The sequence below is a fragment of the Mycobacterium sp. E1747 genome (genome assembly GCF_001667775.1).
GTDB lineage: Bacteria > Actinomycetota > Actinomycetes > Mycobacteriales > Mycobacteriaceae > Mycobacterium.
This window is the reverse complement of sequence record NZ_LZJI01000249.1, coordinates 106297-121608: the sequence shown is the minus strand read 5'-3', so window position 1 is coordinate 121608 and position 15312 is coordinate 106297. Positions and strand designations below refer to the sequence as shown.

Annotated in this window: 18 protein-coding genes and 1 tRNA gene; 9 read left to right on the top strand and 10 right to left on the bottom strand. The window is 67.2% G+C overall.

What is annotated here, in order from left to right; genetic code table 11:
• A partial coding sequence (locus A5695_RS26810; protein WP_156749871.1) for a response regulator occupies positions 1–304 on the bottom strand: 304 nt, incomplete at its 3' end.
• A 156-nt stretch (positions 305–460) separates the two neighbouring features.
• Between A5695_RS26810 and A5695_RS26805 the strand changes: the two genes are divergently transcribed.
• The 3 genes from A5695_RS26805 to A5695_RS26795 all read left to right on the top strand — a co-directional run bounded on the left by A5695_RS26805 (position 461) and on the right by A5695_RS26795 (position 2214).
• The gene (locus tag A5695_RS26805; RefSeq protein WP_068089797.1) at positions 461–1177 is read left to right on the top strand and encodes a hypothetical protein; all 717 of its coding nucleotides are present in this window, start codon (positions 461–463) and stop codon (positions 1175–1177) included.
• Between the two features lie 28 nt (positions 1178–1205).
• Positions 1206–1277 (top strand) — tRNA-Thr (locus A5695_RS26800).
• A 178-nt stretch (positions 1278–1455) separates the two neighbouring features.
• Positions 1456–2214 carry a DUF4383 domain-containing protein gene (locus A5695_RS26795; protein WP_068089795.1) on the top strand — a complete coding sequence of 253 codons (759 nt, stop codon included), beginning with the start codon at positions 1456–1458 and terminating at the stop codon, positions 2212–2214.
• 151 nt (positions 2215–2365) lie between these two features.
• On the opposite strand, the gene A5695_RS26790 is transcribed toward A5695_RS26795, so the two are convergent.
• A complete protein-coding gene (locus tag A5695_RS26790; RefSeq protein ID WP_068089793.1) occupies positions 2366–3148 on the bottom strand; it encodes a DUF732 domain-containing protein in 783 nt (260 codons plus the stop codon).
• A 263-nt stretch (positions 3149–3411) separates the two neighbouring features.
• Between A5695_RS26790 and A5695_RS26785 the strand changes: the two genes are divergently transcribed.
• The 3 genes from A5695_RS26785 to A5695_RS26780 all read left to right on the top strand — a co-directional run bounded on the left by A5695_RS26785 (position 3412) and on the right by A5695_RS26780 (position 5580).
• Complete coding sequence (locus tag A5695_RS26785) at positions 3412–3615, top strand: cold-shock protein (protein ID WP_068089791.1); 204 nt, start codon at positions 3412–3414, stop codon at positions 3613–3615.
• 306 nt (positions 3616–3921) lie between these two features.
• The gene (locus A5695_RS29285) at positions 3922–4059 is read left to right on the top strand and encodes a hypothetical protein (protein WP_197515629.1); all 138 of its coding nucleotides are present in this window, start codon (positions 3922–3924) and stop codon (positions 4057–4059) included.
• Positions 4060–4641: 582 nt separating this feature from the next.
• Positions 4642–5580: a lytic transglycosylase domain-containing protein gene (locus A5695_RS26780; protein WP_156749870.1), complete on the top strand. Its 939-nt coding sequence runs from the start codon at positions 4642–4644 to the stop codon at positions 5578–5580.
• A gap of 11 nt (positions 5581–5591) precedes the next feature.
• Here the strand turns inward: A5695_RS26780 and A5695_RS26775 are convergent, their stop codons facing one another.
• From A5695_RS26775 to A5695_RS26755, 5 genes are all read right to left on the bottom strand, one after another.
• A complete protein-coding gene (locus A5695_RS26775; protein ID WP_067282847.1) occupies positions 5592–5831 on the bottom strand; it encodes a hypothetical protein in 240 nt (79 codons plus the stop codon).
• A gap of 78 nt (positions 5832–5909) precedes the next feature.
• Positions 5910–6899, bottom strand: coding sequence for an MAP_0585 family protein (locus A5695_RS26770; RefSeq protein ID WP_068089787.1), 990 nt, complete (start codon positions 6897–6899; stop codon positions 5910–5912).
• A 40-nt stretch (positions 6900–6939) separates the two neighbouring features.
• Complete coding sequence (locus tag A5695_RS26765; RefSeq protein ID WP_068089786.1) at positions 6940–7407, bottom strand: lipoprotein LpqH; 468 nt, start codon at positions 7405–7407, stop codon at positions 6940–6942.
• A gap of 149 nt (positions 7408–7556) precedes the next feature.
• The gene (locus A5695_RS26760; RefSeq protein WP_068089784.1) at positions 7557–8204 is read right to left on the bottom strand and encodes a trypsin; all 648 of its coding nucleotides are present in this window, start codon (positions 8202–8204) and stop codon (positions 7557–7559) included.
• 163 nt (positions 8205–8367) lie between these two features.
• Positions 8368–9234, bottom strand: coding sequence for an alpha/beta fold hydrolase (locus A5695_RS26755; RefSeq protein WP_197515632.1), 867 nt, complete (start codon positions 9232–9234; stop codon positions 8368–8370).
• 61 nt (positions 9235–9295) lie between these two features.
• Here A5695_RS26755 and A5695_RS26750 point away from each other — a divergent pair, with 61 nt between their 5' ends.
• On the top strand, positions 9296–10780 hold the full coding sequence (locus A5695_RS26750; RefSeq protein ID WP_068089782.1) for an amidase: 1485 nt from the start codon (positions 9296–9298) through the stop codon (positions 10778–10780).
• Here A5695_RS26750 and A5695_RS26745 read toward each other — a convergent pair whose 3' ends face one another.
• Both A5695_RS26745 and A5695_RS26740 read right to left on the bottom strand, forming a co-directional pair.
• Positions 10781–10960 carry a hypothetical protein gene (locus tag A5695_RS26745; protein ID WP_068089780.1) on the bottom strand — a complete coding sequence of 60 codons (180 nt, stop codon included), beginning with the start codon at positions 10958–10960 and terminating at the stop codon, positions 10781–10783.
• Positions 10961–11130: 170 nt separating this feature from the next.
• Positions 11131–12279 (bottom strand): TDT family transporter, encoded by a 1149-nt coding sequence (locus A5695_RS26740; protein WP_068089778.1) that lies wholly within the window; start codon positions 12277–12279, stop codon positions 11131–11133.
• Between the two features lie 62 nt (positions 12280–12341).
• Between A5695_RS26740 and A5695_RS26735 the strand changes: the two genes are divergently transcribed.
• Together A5695_RS26735 and A5695_RS26730 are read left to right on the top strand one after the other, a co-directional pair.
• Positions 12342–12614 (top strand): hypothetical protein, encoded by a 273-nt coding sequence (locus A5695_RS26735; protein WP_068089817.1) that lies wholly within the window; start codon positions 12342–12344, stop codon positions 12612–12614.
• A gap of 278 nt (positions 12615–12892) precedes the next feature.
• On the top strand, positions 12893–14449 hold the full coding sequence (locus A5695_RS26730) for an LCP family protein (RefSeq protein ID WP_068089776.1): 1557 nt from the start codon (positions 12893–12895) through the stop codon (positions 14447–14449).
• A gap of 67 nt (positions 14450–14516) precedes the next feature.
• On the opposite strand, the gene A5695_RS26725 is transcribed toward A5695_RS26730, so the two are convergent.
• On the bottom strand, positions 14517–15308 hold the full coding sequence (locus tag A5695_RS26725; protein WP_068089774.1) for an SDR family NAD(P)-dependent oxidoreductase: 792 nt from the start codon (positions 15306–15308) through the stop codon (positions 14517–14519).
• Between the last annotated feature and the right edge of the window lie 4 nt (positions 15309–15312).

The following is a 15312-nucleotide window of genomic DNA, read 5'->3' as shown; positions in this document are numbered from 1 at the left end:
CGGCGATCTTGTCCTGCAACGAGTCCCGGGCCGTGAGGAACAACGCCGGGGCGTCGATGCCGTCGGCGCGCAGGCGCCGCAAGACTCCGAACCCGTCCATGCCGGGCATCATCACGTCGAGGATCACGGCGTCGGGACGGGCTTCGCGCGCCCGGTCCAGCGCCTGCGCGCCGTTGCTGGCTGTGTAGACCTCGAACCCCTGGAACTTGAGGCTCACCGAGAGCAACTCGACGATGTTGGCCTCGTCGTCGACCACGAGGATGCGCGCCTCCGGTTTCGTTTCGCTTGGGGATGCCGCGGTCATCAGGTTTTTCACCCCTTAGTTGAACGTTACCTATGCGAATGCTGTGCGATCGCTGGAAGCTCAGTGCCAACACTCTGGTAACAGTCTGCCAGGAATCATCGCATCGGCTTGAACCTGCGCCGGATGGGGCCGTCGCGTCGCGAATAGACTCGTGGGATGAATCTCGCCGCACGGATCGTCGCGACCGCGACCGCCCCGGCACGCGTCGGACTTGCCGCCGCTGACGCCAGCCTGACCGTCGCGAGCGCAGCGGTCGGTGTGGCGAAACGGGCTTTGGGCGACGGCGGGACCGCCGGATCGACGGCCATGACATCGATGCTGGGAATCGACGACGCGATCGTTCGCGCCAATCGGCTCGCCCGGCTGCTGGACGACGACGCGCCCCTTGGGCGGGCGGTGGCGCCCGACGGGCCGATCGACCGGTTGCTCCGCCCTGGCGGGGTGGTCGACATGCTGACGTCGGAGGGTGGTCTGCTCGACCGCCTGACCGCGGAGGGCGGCGGGTTGCATCGCACGCTTCAGCCCGGAGGACTGGCCGATCAGCTCGTCGCCGAGGACGGGTTGATCGAGCGGCTGCTGGCCGAGGATGGCCTGGCCGATCGGCTGCTCAGCGAGGGCGGCCTGGTCGACAAACTGACAGCGAAGAATGGACCGCTCGACCAGCTCGCGGACGTCGCCGACACCCTGGCGCGGCTGACGCCTGGGATGGAAGCACTGGAGCCCGCGATCGCCACGCTGCAGGACGCCGTCGTCGCGCTGACCATGGTCGTCAACCCGTTGAGCAACATTGCCGACCGCATCCCGCTACCCGGCCGGCGGCGTCCCGCGTCTCGGTCGGTGCGCTCCACGCGCGTGATCGACAGCGGCGAGTGACCGATTAGGCTTGGACCGGTTTGATCCCGCCTCCTTAGCTCAGTGGTAGAGCACTCGCCTTGTAAGCGAGCGGTCGTCAGTTCAATCCTGACAGGGGGCTCCGCGCGTCTCGTCGGGCATCGAAGGGTTTGACCAGCTCGCGGCCAAGACCGATGGAGTAGCACCGGCCGCAACGGGTAGCCAATGTCGTAAGGGTTGCTCTTCAGGCTGGAGGTCGCACGATGCCGGTTACGGCGGGACCAGTCCCGGGGGCGACGTCGGGCTTGCGCAGGGTACCGATGGACCCCGGGCGGTTTCAAAGCGGGCGTTGGTTGCTGCTCGCCGAGGGCGCGCTGGTATCCGCGTTCGGGATCGCCGGGCTGGTGTCGACTGCCCTGCATCTGCACGCCGGCCCGACCGGCGCCCCGGTTCTGGGCCTGGCATCAACGCCGGCGCAAAGCGCCATACTGCTGGCGTTCGGGGTGGCGGCCGTCGCGGCCGCCGGCCGTCGCCGCGCCGCGATCACTGTCACCGCGCTGAGCGCGGTGGCTTACACGCTGTTGCTGTTTTTCAGCAGTGTGGCCACCGCAAGCGCACGGCCGACGCCGTTGGGCTTCCATGCAGCCGACATCGTCTTGCACGGAGTGCTGGCGGCGGTCAACTTCGCCCTGCTGATGTGGCTGATTCCCGACGAGCTGGGAGACGAGGTCTGGGCACCGCGGCGCCGACGTGACCGCGGTCGGGGGCAGGCCACCCGAGCGGACCACGATCCAGAGGCTGCGGCAGCGGCGGCGCCGGCGCAGCAGATCCCTTCTGAACATTCGGTGGCGCCGACAGCGCAAACCCGCCCGCCGTCGACCATCCCGCCGCTCGACGCCCCCCTCCCCGAACCGCCGAAGAGCCAAGAAACGGCCGTTCCCTCGGCCCGCACTGGCGAGAACTCACACCACTTCGGCGCCCGGGCGAGGGGCTCGGTCCCTTCTCCCGCCGTTGTGCCGGTGGTTGTGGTGGCCCTAGCGGCCGCCGTCGGCGTGATCGTGTGGTTGCGCCGCCGCTGAAACGGCCTTCCTGCGATCCCCCGGGGCGTCGCCGGGTTTGGCGTTGATCGGGCGCCACAGTCCCTTTCGCCGCCAACTCAAGTGGGGACCACGCCCCCGCCCGAACCGCCCGGATTCACATGCAAGCCTGCCCGCTGCGGGCCCGAGCGGGTTAGGGGTGGCCCGGGATGCCTCCCAGATCCCCTTGGATCCCCTGCAGATCCCCTTGAACGCCTTGCAACTTTCCTTCGATCGCCTGCAGATCAGACAGGACGCTCTGATACGCCGGCTGCATCTCATCCGGCGTTGCGGGTTGAGACTTCGGGCAGTACGCGACGATGGCACCGGCAGTCACTTGCGCGCTTTGGTCGGCATCCCAGATAGACGATCGCTGCACGAACGCCACCGCATCGGCGAAATTGGGTTGGTGCGCCAGGAAGTCACAGACCGCGTGGCCCTGGGTCATCACGTATTCCTGACTGGGAAACGGTACGCCTTCATGCTTCAGCGCGGCGATGAACGCCATGTCGGCAACCTCGATCCGCGGGGCGGGCGCCGTCGGCGCGATGTGACTGGGCGGCGCCGCCGCCGGCGGCGGGGCTTCGGTCGCCTGCGCCGACGAACCCCGTTGGTGGACCGCGAACATCACCACCACCGCGGCGGCGACGGCTGCCAGCGAGAGCGGCAACGCCGCGAGCAGACCCAACCGGCGCCGCACACCCCCGCGCCAGCGAGGCTTCGTGCCGGACGGGCGAACACCCCGGTCGTCGGCGAGGATCTCGCCGTCACGCACATTTCCCGCATCGGGGATAGGCGTCCCCGCACTGTGCGCCAATAGCTCATCAAGCAGTTCGTCGATCTCTCGGGACGACGGCCGACCGCCGCCCTCGCGGACCGATTGGCGTCCCAGGGCGATGCGCCGCAATTCTGAATCGATCGTCTCGCGGTCGCGCATATCACCAGTCTGAGAGCGTCACGACAATGGCACAAGTCCCGGAAACGGGCGTCGCCCCGAGCACCAGCCAGGCCGCCGCCAACGCCCTCGAAAGTCCACCGCCATGAGCTCGCCGCGTCCTCCCGGCGGCTTCGCCCGCCAGCGCTGTCACACGATATGAAAAACCTTATCCTGCATCAGATTACGCGCGGCCGGTGCCGGGCATGCTACGCTGCCCCGGGATGCCCGTCGGCATCCGTTCGAAAATGAGAGAAGTTGAAGGTATGACACAGGGAACTGTGAAATGGTTTAACAGCGAAAAGGGCTTCGGCTTCATCGCTCCGGACGGCGGCGCAGCGGATGTGTTCGTCCACTACTCGGAGATCCAGGGGAGCGGTTACCGATCCCTCGAGGAAAACCAGAGGGTTGAGTTCAACATCGAGCAGGGGACCAAGGGTCCGCAGGCGGTCGGAGTAACCGCCGTTTAGCGCGAGTCCTACCCGAAGTGGGCTGGTGGGTGATTTCCCGCCAGCCCACAACGCGTTGAGGGGTCCCAGCTTGCTCCCGACAGGTGCGGAGACGCCGATAGCCCTACGTCGCCGTCACCCGCGTGAAGGGCTATGCCGGGAAGATATCGAGAGGCGCGGTTTCCGGGGCGTGTAGATTGGTGGCAGCAGTTATGTTCGCACTGCCCCGCAGCCATTTTCTTGTGCATATGAGCGCATCTACGAATCGATCCCCCTTCGCTCCACAGACTCATGTCGGGCCGAAGCCAAACCAAGAGGACCCCGGTTATGACATCATCCGATCTCTTTTCGCATCGCTACGAGCCCGAGGTCGTGTCGCAGGCCGCCGGTGATTCCGAACCGGTGCAGTATCCGATCTTCTCTGACGGACCCAAGAAGGATTCTCCCTCTACGGCGCAACCCTGATTCCGCGGCCTGGAAGCTTCCGCCCGTCAGTCTCGTTCTGGCACAACGACTTCGGCGCCGCTCTACTCAGCCGGTGGCGGGACGGGACCGGGCGGTGGCGGTCCGTCCGGTGGCGGTCCGTCCGGTGGCGGGACGGGACCCGGCGGCGGTACGTCCGGTGGCGGTGGTGAAGCCGGCGGCCGATGCGAGCAGTCGGGGACGAAGATCAACGTACCCCCGACCATCGTCCAACCGATCGCGCACCCCGGCGGCAGCTGAGGGGGCGTCTCGGGTACAGCGACCATTGCCATGATCGTCGCCGCAATCATCGCCGGACGCATGAGGCGCCGGCCGAACCTCACGACCGCCCGGCCCGAAGCCCGGCCGGTTCGTTTCGCGAATGATTCAGCCGGTGCGTCAGGCATGCAATTTCCACTCTGCTGGGAAGCTGATCCTCAAGTGTGAATTGGCCCGCCGCTGGTCGCAACTTGAAAAGGGGTTGCCCGGCCCGGGCAGGCCGGCTGATAACGCGCCGGCCACCGTATTGATGTCACGCTGTCACATACGGAAGACTGGTCAGGGCAATCGACGGAAGTGACCACTGTGAACTCCAATCGTGCAGTCGCGCCGCCGGCGTTGGCTGCGGTCGTGTTCGCACTCGTCGGCTGCTCGGTGTCGACAGCGAAGCCGGTCGCCACTTCAGCAACCACGGCGGCCGCGGCACCTGTTGCGTCGAGAACCGTTGCGGCAGCGCCGAATCCGCCCCTTGGCGCGCAGCCCCAACTGGCGTCGGACCCGGCTCAGCTGGCCGACGACCTCGTCGCCGACGAGCGCGCGCTGCGGGATCCGTCGACGCCGGAGCCGGCTATGGTGGCGGCCGCGCACCGCGAGCAGGCCGCCTATCGCGCCATCGGCCGGCACCCCGAATGGGACTCCGTCACGCGTCCCCGCATCCCCGCGGAGCTGGTCGACGTCTACGACCGCAACGTCGATGCCCGCCGACAGCTTCAGGCGATGACGCCCGCGAAGGGCACGCTGCCGGCCTGGCGGATCGAGCCTCCGGTTCCCGCCGACGAACTGATGAACGATTACCACGCGGCGGAAACGGAGACGGGGGTCGGCTGGAACTACCTGGCCGCGATCAACCTGGTCGAGACCCGTTTCGGCAGCATCAACGGCATCAGCACCGCGGGCGCGCAGGGACCCATGCAGTTCTTGCCGTCGACCTTCGCCACGTACGGCCAGGGCGGTGATGTCCACTCCCCGCGTGACAGCATCATGGCGGCGGGCCGCTTTCTGGCAGCCAACGGCTTCGCCAATGACCCCGCCCACGCGATCTACGGCTACAACCACGCCCACGAATACGTTCGGGCGGTCGACCAATACGCCGCGCTGATCGCGAATGATCCCGCGGCCTTCCCCACCTACTATCGGTGGGACGTTTATTACGTCACCACCGCCGGGGACGTGTTGCTACCGATCGGATACGAGGCGCCGTCCCCGATCCCGGTCGAGGACTACCTGGCGACCCACCCGCAGTAACCCGCGACGATCTACAGGTACTTCAGGGCGATGTCCTGCAGGTGCGACCGTACGTCTTGACCGGTGGCCTTCTCCAACTTGATCCCCAGCTCGCCAGCGAGGTTGACGAAGCCCATCAGCAGCATGATTTCGCCATCGGGCTCGTCGATGACGTTCTCGACAAGGCGGTTCCAGGCGAATTCGTTGCCGCTGTCCGACGTCCACGCCGTCATCACATCGATGGCGCGGCGGACGTTCTCTCGCACATCCATTACCGGAGCCTGCCATGGCCTCCGGATCGCCGCCCGCCGACGGGCGCACCCCCTGAGCGGGGTGCGCCCGTCGGACCGTCAGTAGAGCGGAACCCAAACTCCCATGTACCAGAAGCCCCAACCACCGAACTGCCAGTTGAAGACAGGGATGGCGGTGTAGCTGTCGTACTGGAATGGCCCGAAATCGACCTGCGCGGCGGCGACCTCACGCGGCGGTCCGGACCAGGGTCGGTTCCAGCCGCCGGGAGGCGGCGGACCGTCCCAGCCTCCGGGTGGGGGCGCACCCACCCAATGCGGCGGTGGGTGGCCGGGCGCAGGACCGTCGTTCCAGCCGTGACCCCGAGGGGGCGGCGGGGGCGGTGCGCCGTGGTCCACGATGCTGAACCCCGTCCGCGCATCGCCGGGTCCGCCGATCTGGGCGTTGCCACTGACGTACGTCCCGCGTGGAACGTATGGCTGGTGCGGCGGCTGGGTGCTCGGCGGGTTGAGGGCCTGTTTGCCTTGCGGCGGCGGGTTGTGCTCGTTCGCCGGCGCGTTGGGCTGTCCGCCGGGGCTGTTCTGGCCTCGGTCGCCCGGCTGGTTGCCCGGACCGCTTTGTTGCGGGTTCTGCCCGCGCTCGTTGGGTCCCGGGGAGTTCTGCTCGCCCTGCGGCGGGTTGTTCGGCCCGCCTTGCTGCGGCGGGTTGTTCTGCCCACCCTGCGGCGGATTGTTCTGGCTTCCCTGCGGGGGATTGTTCTGCCCACCCTGCGGCGGATTGTTCTGGCCGCCCTGCGGGGGGTTGTTCTGCCCACCCTGGGGCGGGTTGTTCTGCCCACCCGGGGGCGGATTCTGCCCATGCCCACCCGGCGCTCCACCGGGACCGCCCTGCTGCCCGCCCGGACCGCCCTGCTGCCCACCGGGGGTTCCACCACCGCCGCCGCCGGGGTTTCCCCCGCCACCACCGCCATGGCAGCCAGGGCAGGGCGGCGGCGGGTCGAGCGGGGCCGCGAAGGCCGAACCCGCGTTCAAAGTGACCGTGGAGAGGCTCAACCCCGCCGCGACCGCCGCCGCAGTGACGACACGTTTCATAGACATAGCTGCGTCCCCTCTTGGGTATCGATCGCCTGCACTACGGGCATGTCACGTTCAACTCGAATGACTTGGTGACCTGTTGCGGCTGCTGCGGGTTACTCATGTCGAGCCCGGTCGCGGTGCCCTTGATCGCGTAGATCTTCCCGTTCACCGCGGCCCCGGCGTTGCCCCCTTGGTTGGGAGCCGCGTCGGAGAAGCCGAGCGTGATGCCGTTGACGCTGCCGAGCCCGACCGAGTGCACGATGGGAGGGTTGGCGTTGCTGACCACTGCCCCGACGCCGGCCGTCGGGTCGCCGATGCCGATGGTGGTGTTGTCCCCCGACGGGCTGCACGTCACCTGGCCGCTGACGTTTTGCGGCTGACCGTCGACGATGACCTGCGGACCGGACGCTGAGGGCGTCGACGAGCCCGACGATCCGGTGCTTGACTTGTTGCTCGAACAGCCGACGCATGCCGCGGCCACCACGGCCACGCCCGCCACGCCGACGACAATCCCACGCTTCACTACCGCTCTCCTTCGTGTCGCTGGTGTCGCACTGCAGAACTCATTGGCTTCGTCAACGTAGCGAGCCCTCACCGACGCCGCGGGACGCGGGTTACCCGGTACCCGGCAGCCGTAAACGCTGTGTTAAGTGCGTGACGGTCCGTTTTCTCTCAAGGCAGAATGCGTAATCCCCACCTGTCCAGCAGTGGATCGATCAGCGCGAAATCGGTCGTGTAGTCGTCACCATCCGGTGAAGACATCAGCAGGCCTACCGCACTTACGCTGCCGTCAGGGTTCTTAACGAAGCCCGGGCTGCCGCTGTCGCCATTGAGGCTGAACACGCTGGCGGTTACCACACCACCCTCTACGCGTTTGACGGAACCACAGGTTTCACCGGTAACCGCGCCTATTTTGCAGAACGGCATACCCGCACGAATCTGCTGCTGGCTCAAAACATCCCGAACCACGTAGCGGCCGCCGACATCCCCCGACGGCGCACCCACGCTCGGGTCGAGGAGGATGATCGCGGCGTCCCGCGTGTCTCCCTCTTTCTCGCTCGCGGTGATCTTCCCGAGCGGAACCTCACTCCCGTATGTCCACAATGAACCATCGTGGGCGTCGCAGTGGCCGCTGGTCATCAGGTAGTAACTGCCATCGTTGCCCTGCGCCGCGAAACCGGCTGTGCACGAGCTGTTTTCATCTTCAACCTTGATGCCCGGGGTTACGCCGTCGTCCGCTCGGGCCGGGTTCACCAACGTCGTCGCGGCGACGACCACAGCACCGACCAAGCCCAACCCTCGCAACCACCGCATGGCCACGCCGCCTCTCTTGAAGTGTCGGGCAGCATGTTAACAGCGCCAGCGGGATTCGGCTCCGTGGCCGGCTCGGCCGGCCCGGCGTCGGGGTGGCATGGCATTGACGTATACGACAAGAAATCAGTGAAACATTGCTGGGCAACCATTTTCGCTCATTCGACGACGGTCAGCCGCCGACGTGCCGCCCAAGGAACCCCAACACGGCGTCGGCGAAAACGTCGTTGCGGTCGCCGGCGACCATGTGCCCCGCACCGCGGACATCGGTGAACTCGACCTGCGGGAAGCGCTCCAAAAACTCGTCGGCGCGTTCCTGGCTGACGAGGTCACTCATCTGCCCCCGAATCAGAAGCATCGGGACGCCGCCGCGCAAGATCGCTTCGACCGCCGCATGCATCCGATCGGGGTCGGTGACCTCGAACGGCGGAAAGGCGGCGGTCCCGCTGATGAACTGGGGATCCCAATGCCAATACCAGCGATCGCCGCGGCGGCGCAGGTTCGTGGTCAGCCCGTCCAGGTCGGTCGGCCTCGGCCGGTGAGGGTTGTACTGGGCGATCGCGTCGGCGACCTCATCGAGCGAGGCGAAGCCCGATTCCACCCGCTCGGACATGAAGGCATGTATCCGATCGGCCCCGGACTGGTCCATGTTCGGCACGATGTCGACCAAGACGACCGCGCTGGCGATCCCCGGCGCGAGCTCGCCCGCCAGCAGCATCGAGGTGAACCCGCCCAAAGAAGCGCCGACCAACACCGGCTGGGGCGGCAGCGTGCTCAGCACCTCCTGAACGTCTCCGGCGAAGCTGACGACGCGGTAGTCGCCCTCGTCGGACCAATCGGATTCGCCGTGGCCGCGCAGGTCGACGGTGACGGCTTGCCAGCCACGCTGAGCGACGGCGGCAGCGGCCTTGCCCCACGAGCGGCGGGTTTGTCCGCCGCCGTGCAGGAACACGACGGCCCGCGCGCGCGGATCGCCCAGCCGGTCCGCGGCGATGCGGACGCCGCCGGGCCCCCGGATCGAAAACGGTTCGACTGCCATCGGCACCAGGTGATACTAAGCCGCTCCCATACGATTCAGCGGGCCGCCAGAGGAGAAGTCGATGAAGCTTGACGAGTACATGTCCCTGGACGCGACCGCGTTGGCCGAACTGGTAGCGGCCAAGCAGGTCACGGCGCCCGAACTTCTGGCGTTGGCGAGGCAACGAGCGGACGCGGTCAATCCGCGGTTGAACGCGATCGTCCGCCGGCTGGAGAACGTCGCGGACAGGCGGGCCGCCGATCCGGACCTCAGCGGGCCGTTCGCCGGCGTGCCCTTCGTGATCAAAGATCTCGCTCAGGAGTACCGCGGTTTTCCGACCTCGAGCGGTTCCCGGTCGCTGGCCAACGACGTGGCCGACCAGCACGCGTTGGTCACCGAGCGGTTCCTGGACGCGGGACTGGTGATCTTCGCGATGACCAATACCCCCGAGTTCGGCGCCAAGGGCGTGACGGAATCCGATTACTGGGGCCCCGCGCGCAACCCGTGGAACACCGCGCACACCCCGGGCGGCTCTTCGGGCGGGTCCGGGGCGGCGGTGGCGGCGGGGATCGTTCCGGCCGCGGGGGCCAACGACGGTGGTGGATCGATCCGCATTCCCGCCGCCTGCAATGGGCTGGTCGGCCTCAAACTGAGCCGCGGGCTGTCGCCATACGGCCCGCAGATGGGCGAGCCGATGTTCGGGATGGTGACCCAGGGCGTCGTTTCGCGCACCGTACGTGACAGTGCCGCGCTGTGCGACGCGATCGTCGGCCGTGATGCGCGTGCAGCGTACGAAGTCGCCCTTCCGCGAAGCACTTTCGCCGACCACATCAAGCGTCGACCGGACGCGCTGCGGATCGGGTATTGCTGGTCCTCAGCGATCAACCCGGAGCCCGATCGGGAATCCGTTGCGGCGGTGGAACGGGCGGCGAGCCTCCTGAGCGATCTGGGGCATCGGGTCGAGGAGGTGGCGCCCCCGTACGACGACGCCGCCCTGGCCCGTGACTTCCTCACCATCTGGTTCGCGCAGCTTCATCACCACGTCGCGGACGCCAAGCGACGCACCGGCGCCGGTAATCGCGATTTCGAGGCCGACACCTTGGCCGTCAGCGAACTCGCCAGGGCCACCGGCGTTTTGGCGCCGATCTTGGCGCTGGAGAATCGGAACGACCACATCCGTTCCCTGACCACGTTCCATGAGAGCTTCAACTATTTGCTGACCCCCACCTTGGCCACGCCGCCGCTGAGCATCGGGGCCACGGCGACGCCGCGCCTGCTACAGCGGATGGCCCGGGTAGCCAGCAAGCTGCGCGCGGGAAAAATCATGGCGCACAGCGGAATTCTCGATCAACTGATTCAGGAGAGTCTCGGCTGGGTGCCCTACACACAACTCGCGAATATCACCGGGCGCCCCGCGATCAGCGTTCCGCTGCATTGGACGGCCGCCGGGCTCCCGCTCGGTGTGCAGTTGGTGGGTCGGCTCGGCGCGGACGGCGGCCTTCTCCAGTTGGCAGCCCAGCTCGAAGAAGCGAGCCCATGGGCTCACCGATACCCGGCACCGGCCTAACTAGCCCGGCGTACCGGCTCCGTCTTCCGGCCCGCGATCGCCCCGCCACAGCCGGGCGAACCGCTTTGCCACGTCGGCGAGCCGGTGCCCTGACCGTTGGGAAGCTTTGATCCTGCCGAGCGCCTGTTTCCCTTCCACGGCGTAGTCCTTGACGGTTTCGTCGCCTTCCTCAGCGCGCATCCTTGACCTCCACTGCTCATCAAGCTCGTGTCTCCGCCCCGGGACGCTCGGGCGGCTCCGACGACGCCGAACGTTCCGGCGGCTCGGTGGTGCCCACCATCGCGCCCTCCGACCGGCTCATGGAGGCCTACCCGCCGACCCGGGGGGTCAAAACGCGTACGACCCTTCGATCAGTTCACCGGTTCTTTGCTGGCCTTGACCGGCGCCGTGCTCGGCGGCAGTTTGAGCAGGTTGCCGCGCACACTCCCGCGTGTCGTACGCACCGCCACCAGCAGCCAGGTGAACAGCAACCCGGCGTACCCGATGGCCGCGGCCACCCGGAACGCGGGCAGATGGGTGTGGCCGGCGAGCTGCGATGTGCCCGTGACGAACGTTCCGACTGGGAAAGTCAGGCTCCACCACGTCAGGGCGAAGGGCATCCCGCGCCGCAGTGTGCGCACGGTCAGCGCGGTGGCGAGCGCGATCCACAACACCGCGAAGCCCCACACCGGAACCCCATAGAGGATCGCGAAGGCGTTCAGGTCCTCGGCCAGCTCGCGATCCACGGCCAGTCCGGCGTTGGCCCCCAAAATGCCTGCGGCCGTGATGGATTGCCCGAGCGGGCCCAGCACAATCCACAGCGTGGGCACGCGCGCAGAGCCCGAGGTGCCATACAACGTGAGGCGCGCCCAGATCATCGCGATGATGTTCAGAGAAGCCAGTAACGACAGTCCGAACATCGCGTAGCAGCCGAAGAGCATGGTCACGCGCCCGGTGCCGGCCGTCATGTGTGGCAGCAGCAACGCACCCATGGCCGCGGTCACCATGGGCGGAACCACCGGCATCAGCCAGCCACCGAACGCCGCGTCGGGCTCGACGTTGTGCTGGGTGAACATCAAGTACGGAATGCTCACCGCGGTGAACAACCCGCCCAGCGTGCCCCCGGTCCACAGCACCCAATCCAGGTCGACGGCGACGCGCTCACCGATCAGGTCCCTTCCGACCAGCACCGCTCCCCCGCCGACCGTCATCAGGGCCATCGGCGCCGCGCCGTAGAAGTGCGCCATCTGCGGGTTGCGCGCGTGGGTGCGCGCCACGGTGGGGTGACGCAGCCAGTGACCACCCACCAGGACGATCAGTGCCACCAGCAGGACGGCCGCGATCACCCAGACCACTTGGGCGAACGCGCGCAACCCGACCACGTGGACCGGCAGGGTGGCACCGGCGATGGCCACGATGCCCGTGCCCATCACCGAGGCGAACCAGTTGGGTCCAATGTTGCCCAGTACCTCGACCCGGGTGTGCGGCGACGGCGCGCCGTCCGGGTTTGCAGTGGCCATAGCTGAGAAACCTACTGCGCATGGCCGAACCGGGCAGGCATGCCGCTTACACTCCAACGGTGATGCATCCGGCACCCACGACGAAGCAAGGCTTCAACAAGGCCGCGGTGAGGGTCGGGATAGCTGTGCTGGTGGGGCTCGCCATTCTGGCCGCACCCATCAAACAACGATGCGGGGCGCCGGGCCTCTCGTGCGCGACAGCGGTGGACCCCCAAGGCAACAGCCACTACTACTACGAGGTCGAGCCGCTAGGCGTGTACGTCGCCGAGGTCATTGCCGGCACGAACATCACCATCTTCTACGAATCCGGCGACGACATCGTCAAAGCCCGCTAGCCGGCTTACCGGGTCGGTAACGACTTCGAGTCGGTCTCGCCGGCGGTGTGACCTAATCGAGACCACCGCGCGACGCTCTAGGCAGAAAATGCTGGTCAGGCGAAGATTCGGCCGAAAAATTCGGGCGCGGTCCGCAGGGCGGGGCCGGGCCTGGGCTCGTTCTCAATTGGGGGCTTCACAGCAAGCTAACGCATACTTGACACCATGCTTGAAGCGACATCGCCGCAAACCGCCGGTGCGGTCTCTGGCGATGCGCTGGGTGTGGGCAGAGGTTTGTGATGGCCCGCTCGGGCGGTGCCCATCGCCGCCACCGAGCCGTCCGTCAACCCTCCCGTTTCCGCAAAGGGCTGACGCGCACCCTGGGCGCGCTGATCTCGGTGGCCGCGGTCGGGCTGACCGGCGCGGGTTACTACGTCGCCCACGGCGCGCTGGGCGGCATCACCGTGTCGAACGCCCTGCAGCCGGACGACCCACGGTCCAGCGGCGACGACATGAACATCCTGTTGATCGGGCTGGACTCGCGCAAGGATCAGGACGGCAACGACCTGCCCTGGTCGATCTTGAAACACCTGCACGCCGGCGATTCCGACGACGGCGGCTACAACACCAACACGCTGATCCTCGTGCACGTCAGCGCCGACAACAAAGTCGTCGCATTCTCCATCCCCCGCGACGACTGGGTGTCCTTCAACGGGGTCCCCGGTTACAACCACATCAAGATCAAGGAGGCGTACGGCCTCACCAAGCAGTACGTGGCGAACAAGCTCGCAAATCAGGGCAACAGCAGCCAAAAGGAACTCGAGACGAAGGGACGTGAGGCCGGCCGGGCTGCGACGCTGCGCGCGGTGCGCAACCTGACCGGCGTTCCCATCGACTACTTCGCCGAGGTCAACCTGGCCGGGTTCTACGACCTGGCCCAGACGCTCGACGGGGTGGAGGTCTGCCTCAACCATCCGGTCTACGACTCCTACTCCGGCGCCGACTTCCCAGCCGGGCGGCAAACGTTGGATGCCTCCCAGGCCTTGTCCTTCGTCCGGCAACGCCACGGACTGGAAAACGGGGACCTGGACCGCACCCACCGCCAGCAGGCGTTCATCTCGTCGGTGATGCAGGAGCTGCAGGCCGCGGGCACCTTCACCAACCTGGACAAGCTCAAGAGCCTGATGGCGGTGGCGCGTAAGGATGTGGTGCTCTCGGCCGGTTGGGACGAGGAGATGATCCAGCGGCTGGGCTCGCTCGCCTCCAGCGGCCAGGTCGAGTTCCGGACGCTGCCGGTGGTGCGCTACGACAACATCGACGGCCAGGACGTCAACATCATCGACCCGGCCGCGATCAAGGCCGAGGTGGCGACGGCGATCGGCGCCTCGCCCCCCAGCACGGCGCCCGCCACCACGACCCCCAAGCCGAGCCCCTCGACCGTGGTCGATGTGATCAATGCCGGCAGCATGAGCGGGCTCGCGACCGAGGTGTCGCACGCGCTGAAGAACCACGGCTACACCACCGGTCAGACTCGCGACCGCAACTCGGGCGAACCGACCGCGAGCACCGTCGCCTACGGCGCGGGCGCCGAGACCGATGCGCGTAGCGTGGCCAAGCTACTCGGCCTCGATGCGCCCAGCCATCCCGATCCCAACATCTCACCCGGACACATCAGGGTGACCGTCGACACCAACTTCTCCGTGTCGACGGTGGACGACGGCACGACGGATGAAACGTCAAGCACCACAACGTCCAGCAAGGCCAAGCCGTACTACTACAACGGCACCACCACGACCTACCCGACGCCCGATCAGGGGAAGCCGATCGCCGGCGGCGGCGTGCCCTGCGTTAACTAGCTAGCGGCGATCGCAAGCGCGGCGACGCCGGGCGCGGCGGGTCGCCGCCACTTCGCCCGGCGATCGCTCAGGCGTGGGTTCCACCGTCGATGCGGATTTCGGTTCCGGTGATGAACGCGCCGTCCTCGGACACCAGCATGGCGATCACCCCGGCGACCACGCTCGGATCGGCCATCCCGGTGCCGCTGGACTCCACCGTGGTCGGCAGGATCGGCATCAGCCTCGAAAACAGCGCCCAATCCGCATCTTTCGGGATATACCCGCCGGTCGCGTCGGTGATTCCGGACTTGATGCTGCCCGGTGCCACGCACACCGCACGCAGGCCGTCGCGCGCGTATTCGAGCGCCAACGAATGGGTGAAGGCCTGGATTCCGCCCTTGCTCGCGGCGTATGCCGCCATGTAGGGGTGAGCGAACGAGGCCGAGGTTGAACTGAAGTTGACAATCGCGCTGCGCGAGTTCGCCAGTAGCGTCGGAAGCGCTTCGCGGACAACGAGAAACGTGCCGGTCAGGTTGACACCGATGATCTGGTTCCAAAGATCCAGGGTGGTCTCATGGGTGTGCGCCGCGCGCAGGATGCCGGCGGCGTTGACCAACGAATCCAGGCCGCCGAGCGTCTCGACGGCCAGGCGCACGCCGTCGATCACCGATTCCTCGTTGCCCACGTCCATCGGCAGGGTGGTGAGGCGGTCGGCGGTGCCGGTCTCGTCAGCCCGGAATCTGGTGGCGTTCAGGCCGTCCTCGGCGACGTCGGAGGCCACCACGGTGGCGCCCTCATCGAGCAAACGCAACGCGGTCGCCTGCCCGATGCCCGACGCGGCGCCGGTCACCAGGATCCGTTTGCCCTCGAGTCGCTTCATCTGC

Coding starts and splice junctions, on each gene's coding strand:
- A5695_RS26785 (WP_068089791.1), top strand. CDS start 3,412: ATGACACAGGGAACTGTGAAATGGTTTAACAGCGAAAAGGGCTTCGGC.
- A5695_RS26730 (WP_068089776.1), top strand. CDS start 12,893: ATGGCCCGCTCGGGCGGTGCCCATCGCCGCCACCGAGCCGTCCGTCAA.
- A5695_RS26770 (WP_068089787.1), bottom strand. CDS start 6,899: ATGAAACGTGTCGTCACTGCGGCGGCGGTCGCGGCGGGGTTGAGCCTC.
- A5695_RS26795 (WP_068089795.1), top strand. CDS start 1,456: ATGGACCCCGGGCGGTTTCAAAGCGGGCGTTGGTTGCTGCTCGCCGAG.
- A5695_RS26790 (WP_068089793.1), bottom strand. CDS start 3,148: ATGCGCGACCGCGAGACGATCGATTCAGAATTGCGGCGCATCGCCCTG.
- A5695_RS26755 (WP_197515632.1), bottom strand. CDS start 9,234: ATGGCAGTCGAACCGTTTTCGATCCGGGGGCCCGGCGGCGTCCGCATC.
- A5695_RS26740 (WP_068089778.1), bottom strand. CDS start 12,279: ATGGCCACTGCAAACCCGGACGGCGCGCCGTCGCCGCACACCCGGGTC.
- A5695_RS26735 (WP_068089817.1), top strand. CDS start 12,342: ATGCATCCGGCACCCACGACGAAGCAAGGCTTCAACAAGGCCGCGGTG.
- A5695_RS26745 (WP_068089780.1), bottom strand. CDS start 10,960: ATGCGCGCTGAGGAAGGCGACGAAACCGTCAAGGACTACGCCGTGGAA.
- A5695_RS26750 (WP_068089782.1), top strand. CDS start 9,296: ATGAAGCTTGACGAGTACATGTCCCTGGACGCGACCGCGTTGGCCGAA.
- A5695_RS29285 (WP_197515629.1), top strand. CDS start 3,922: ATGACATCATCCGATCTCTTTTCGCATCGCTACGAGCCCGAGGTCGTG.
- A5695_RS26725 (WP_068089774.1), bottom strand. CDS start 15,308: ATGAAGCGACTCGAGGGCAAACGGATCCTGGTGACCGGCGCCGCGTCG.
- A5695_RS26775 (WP_067282847.1), bottom strand. CDS start 5,831: ATGGATGTGCGAGAGAACGTCCGCCGCGCCATCGATGTGATGACGGCG.
- A5695_RS26805 (WP_068089797.1), top strand. CDS start 461: ATGAATCTCGCCGCACGGATCGTCGCGACCGCGACCGCCCCGGCACGC.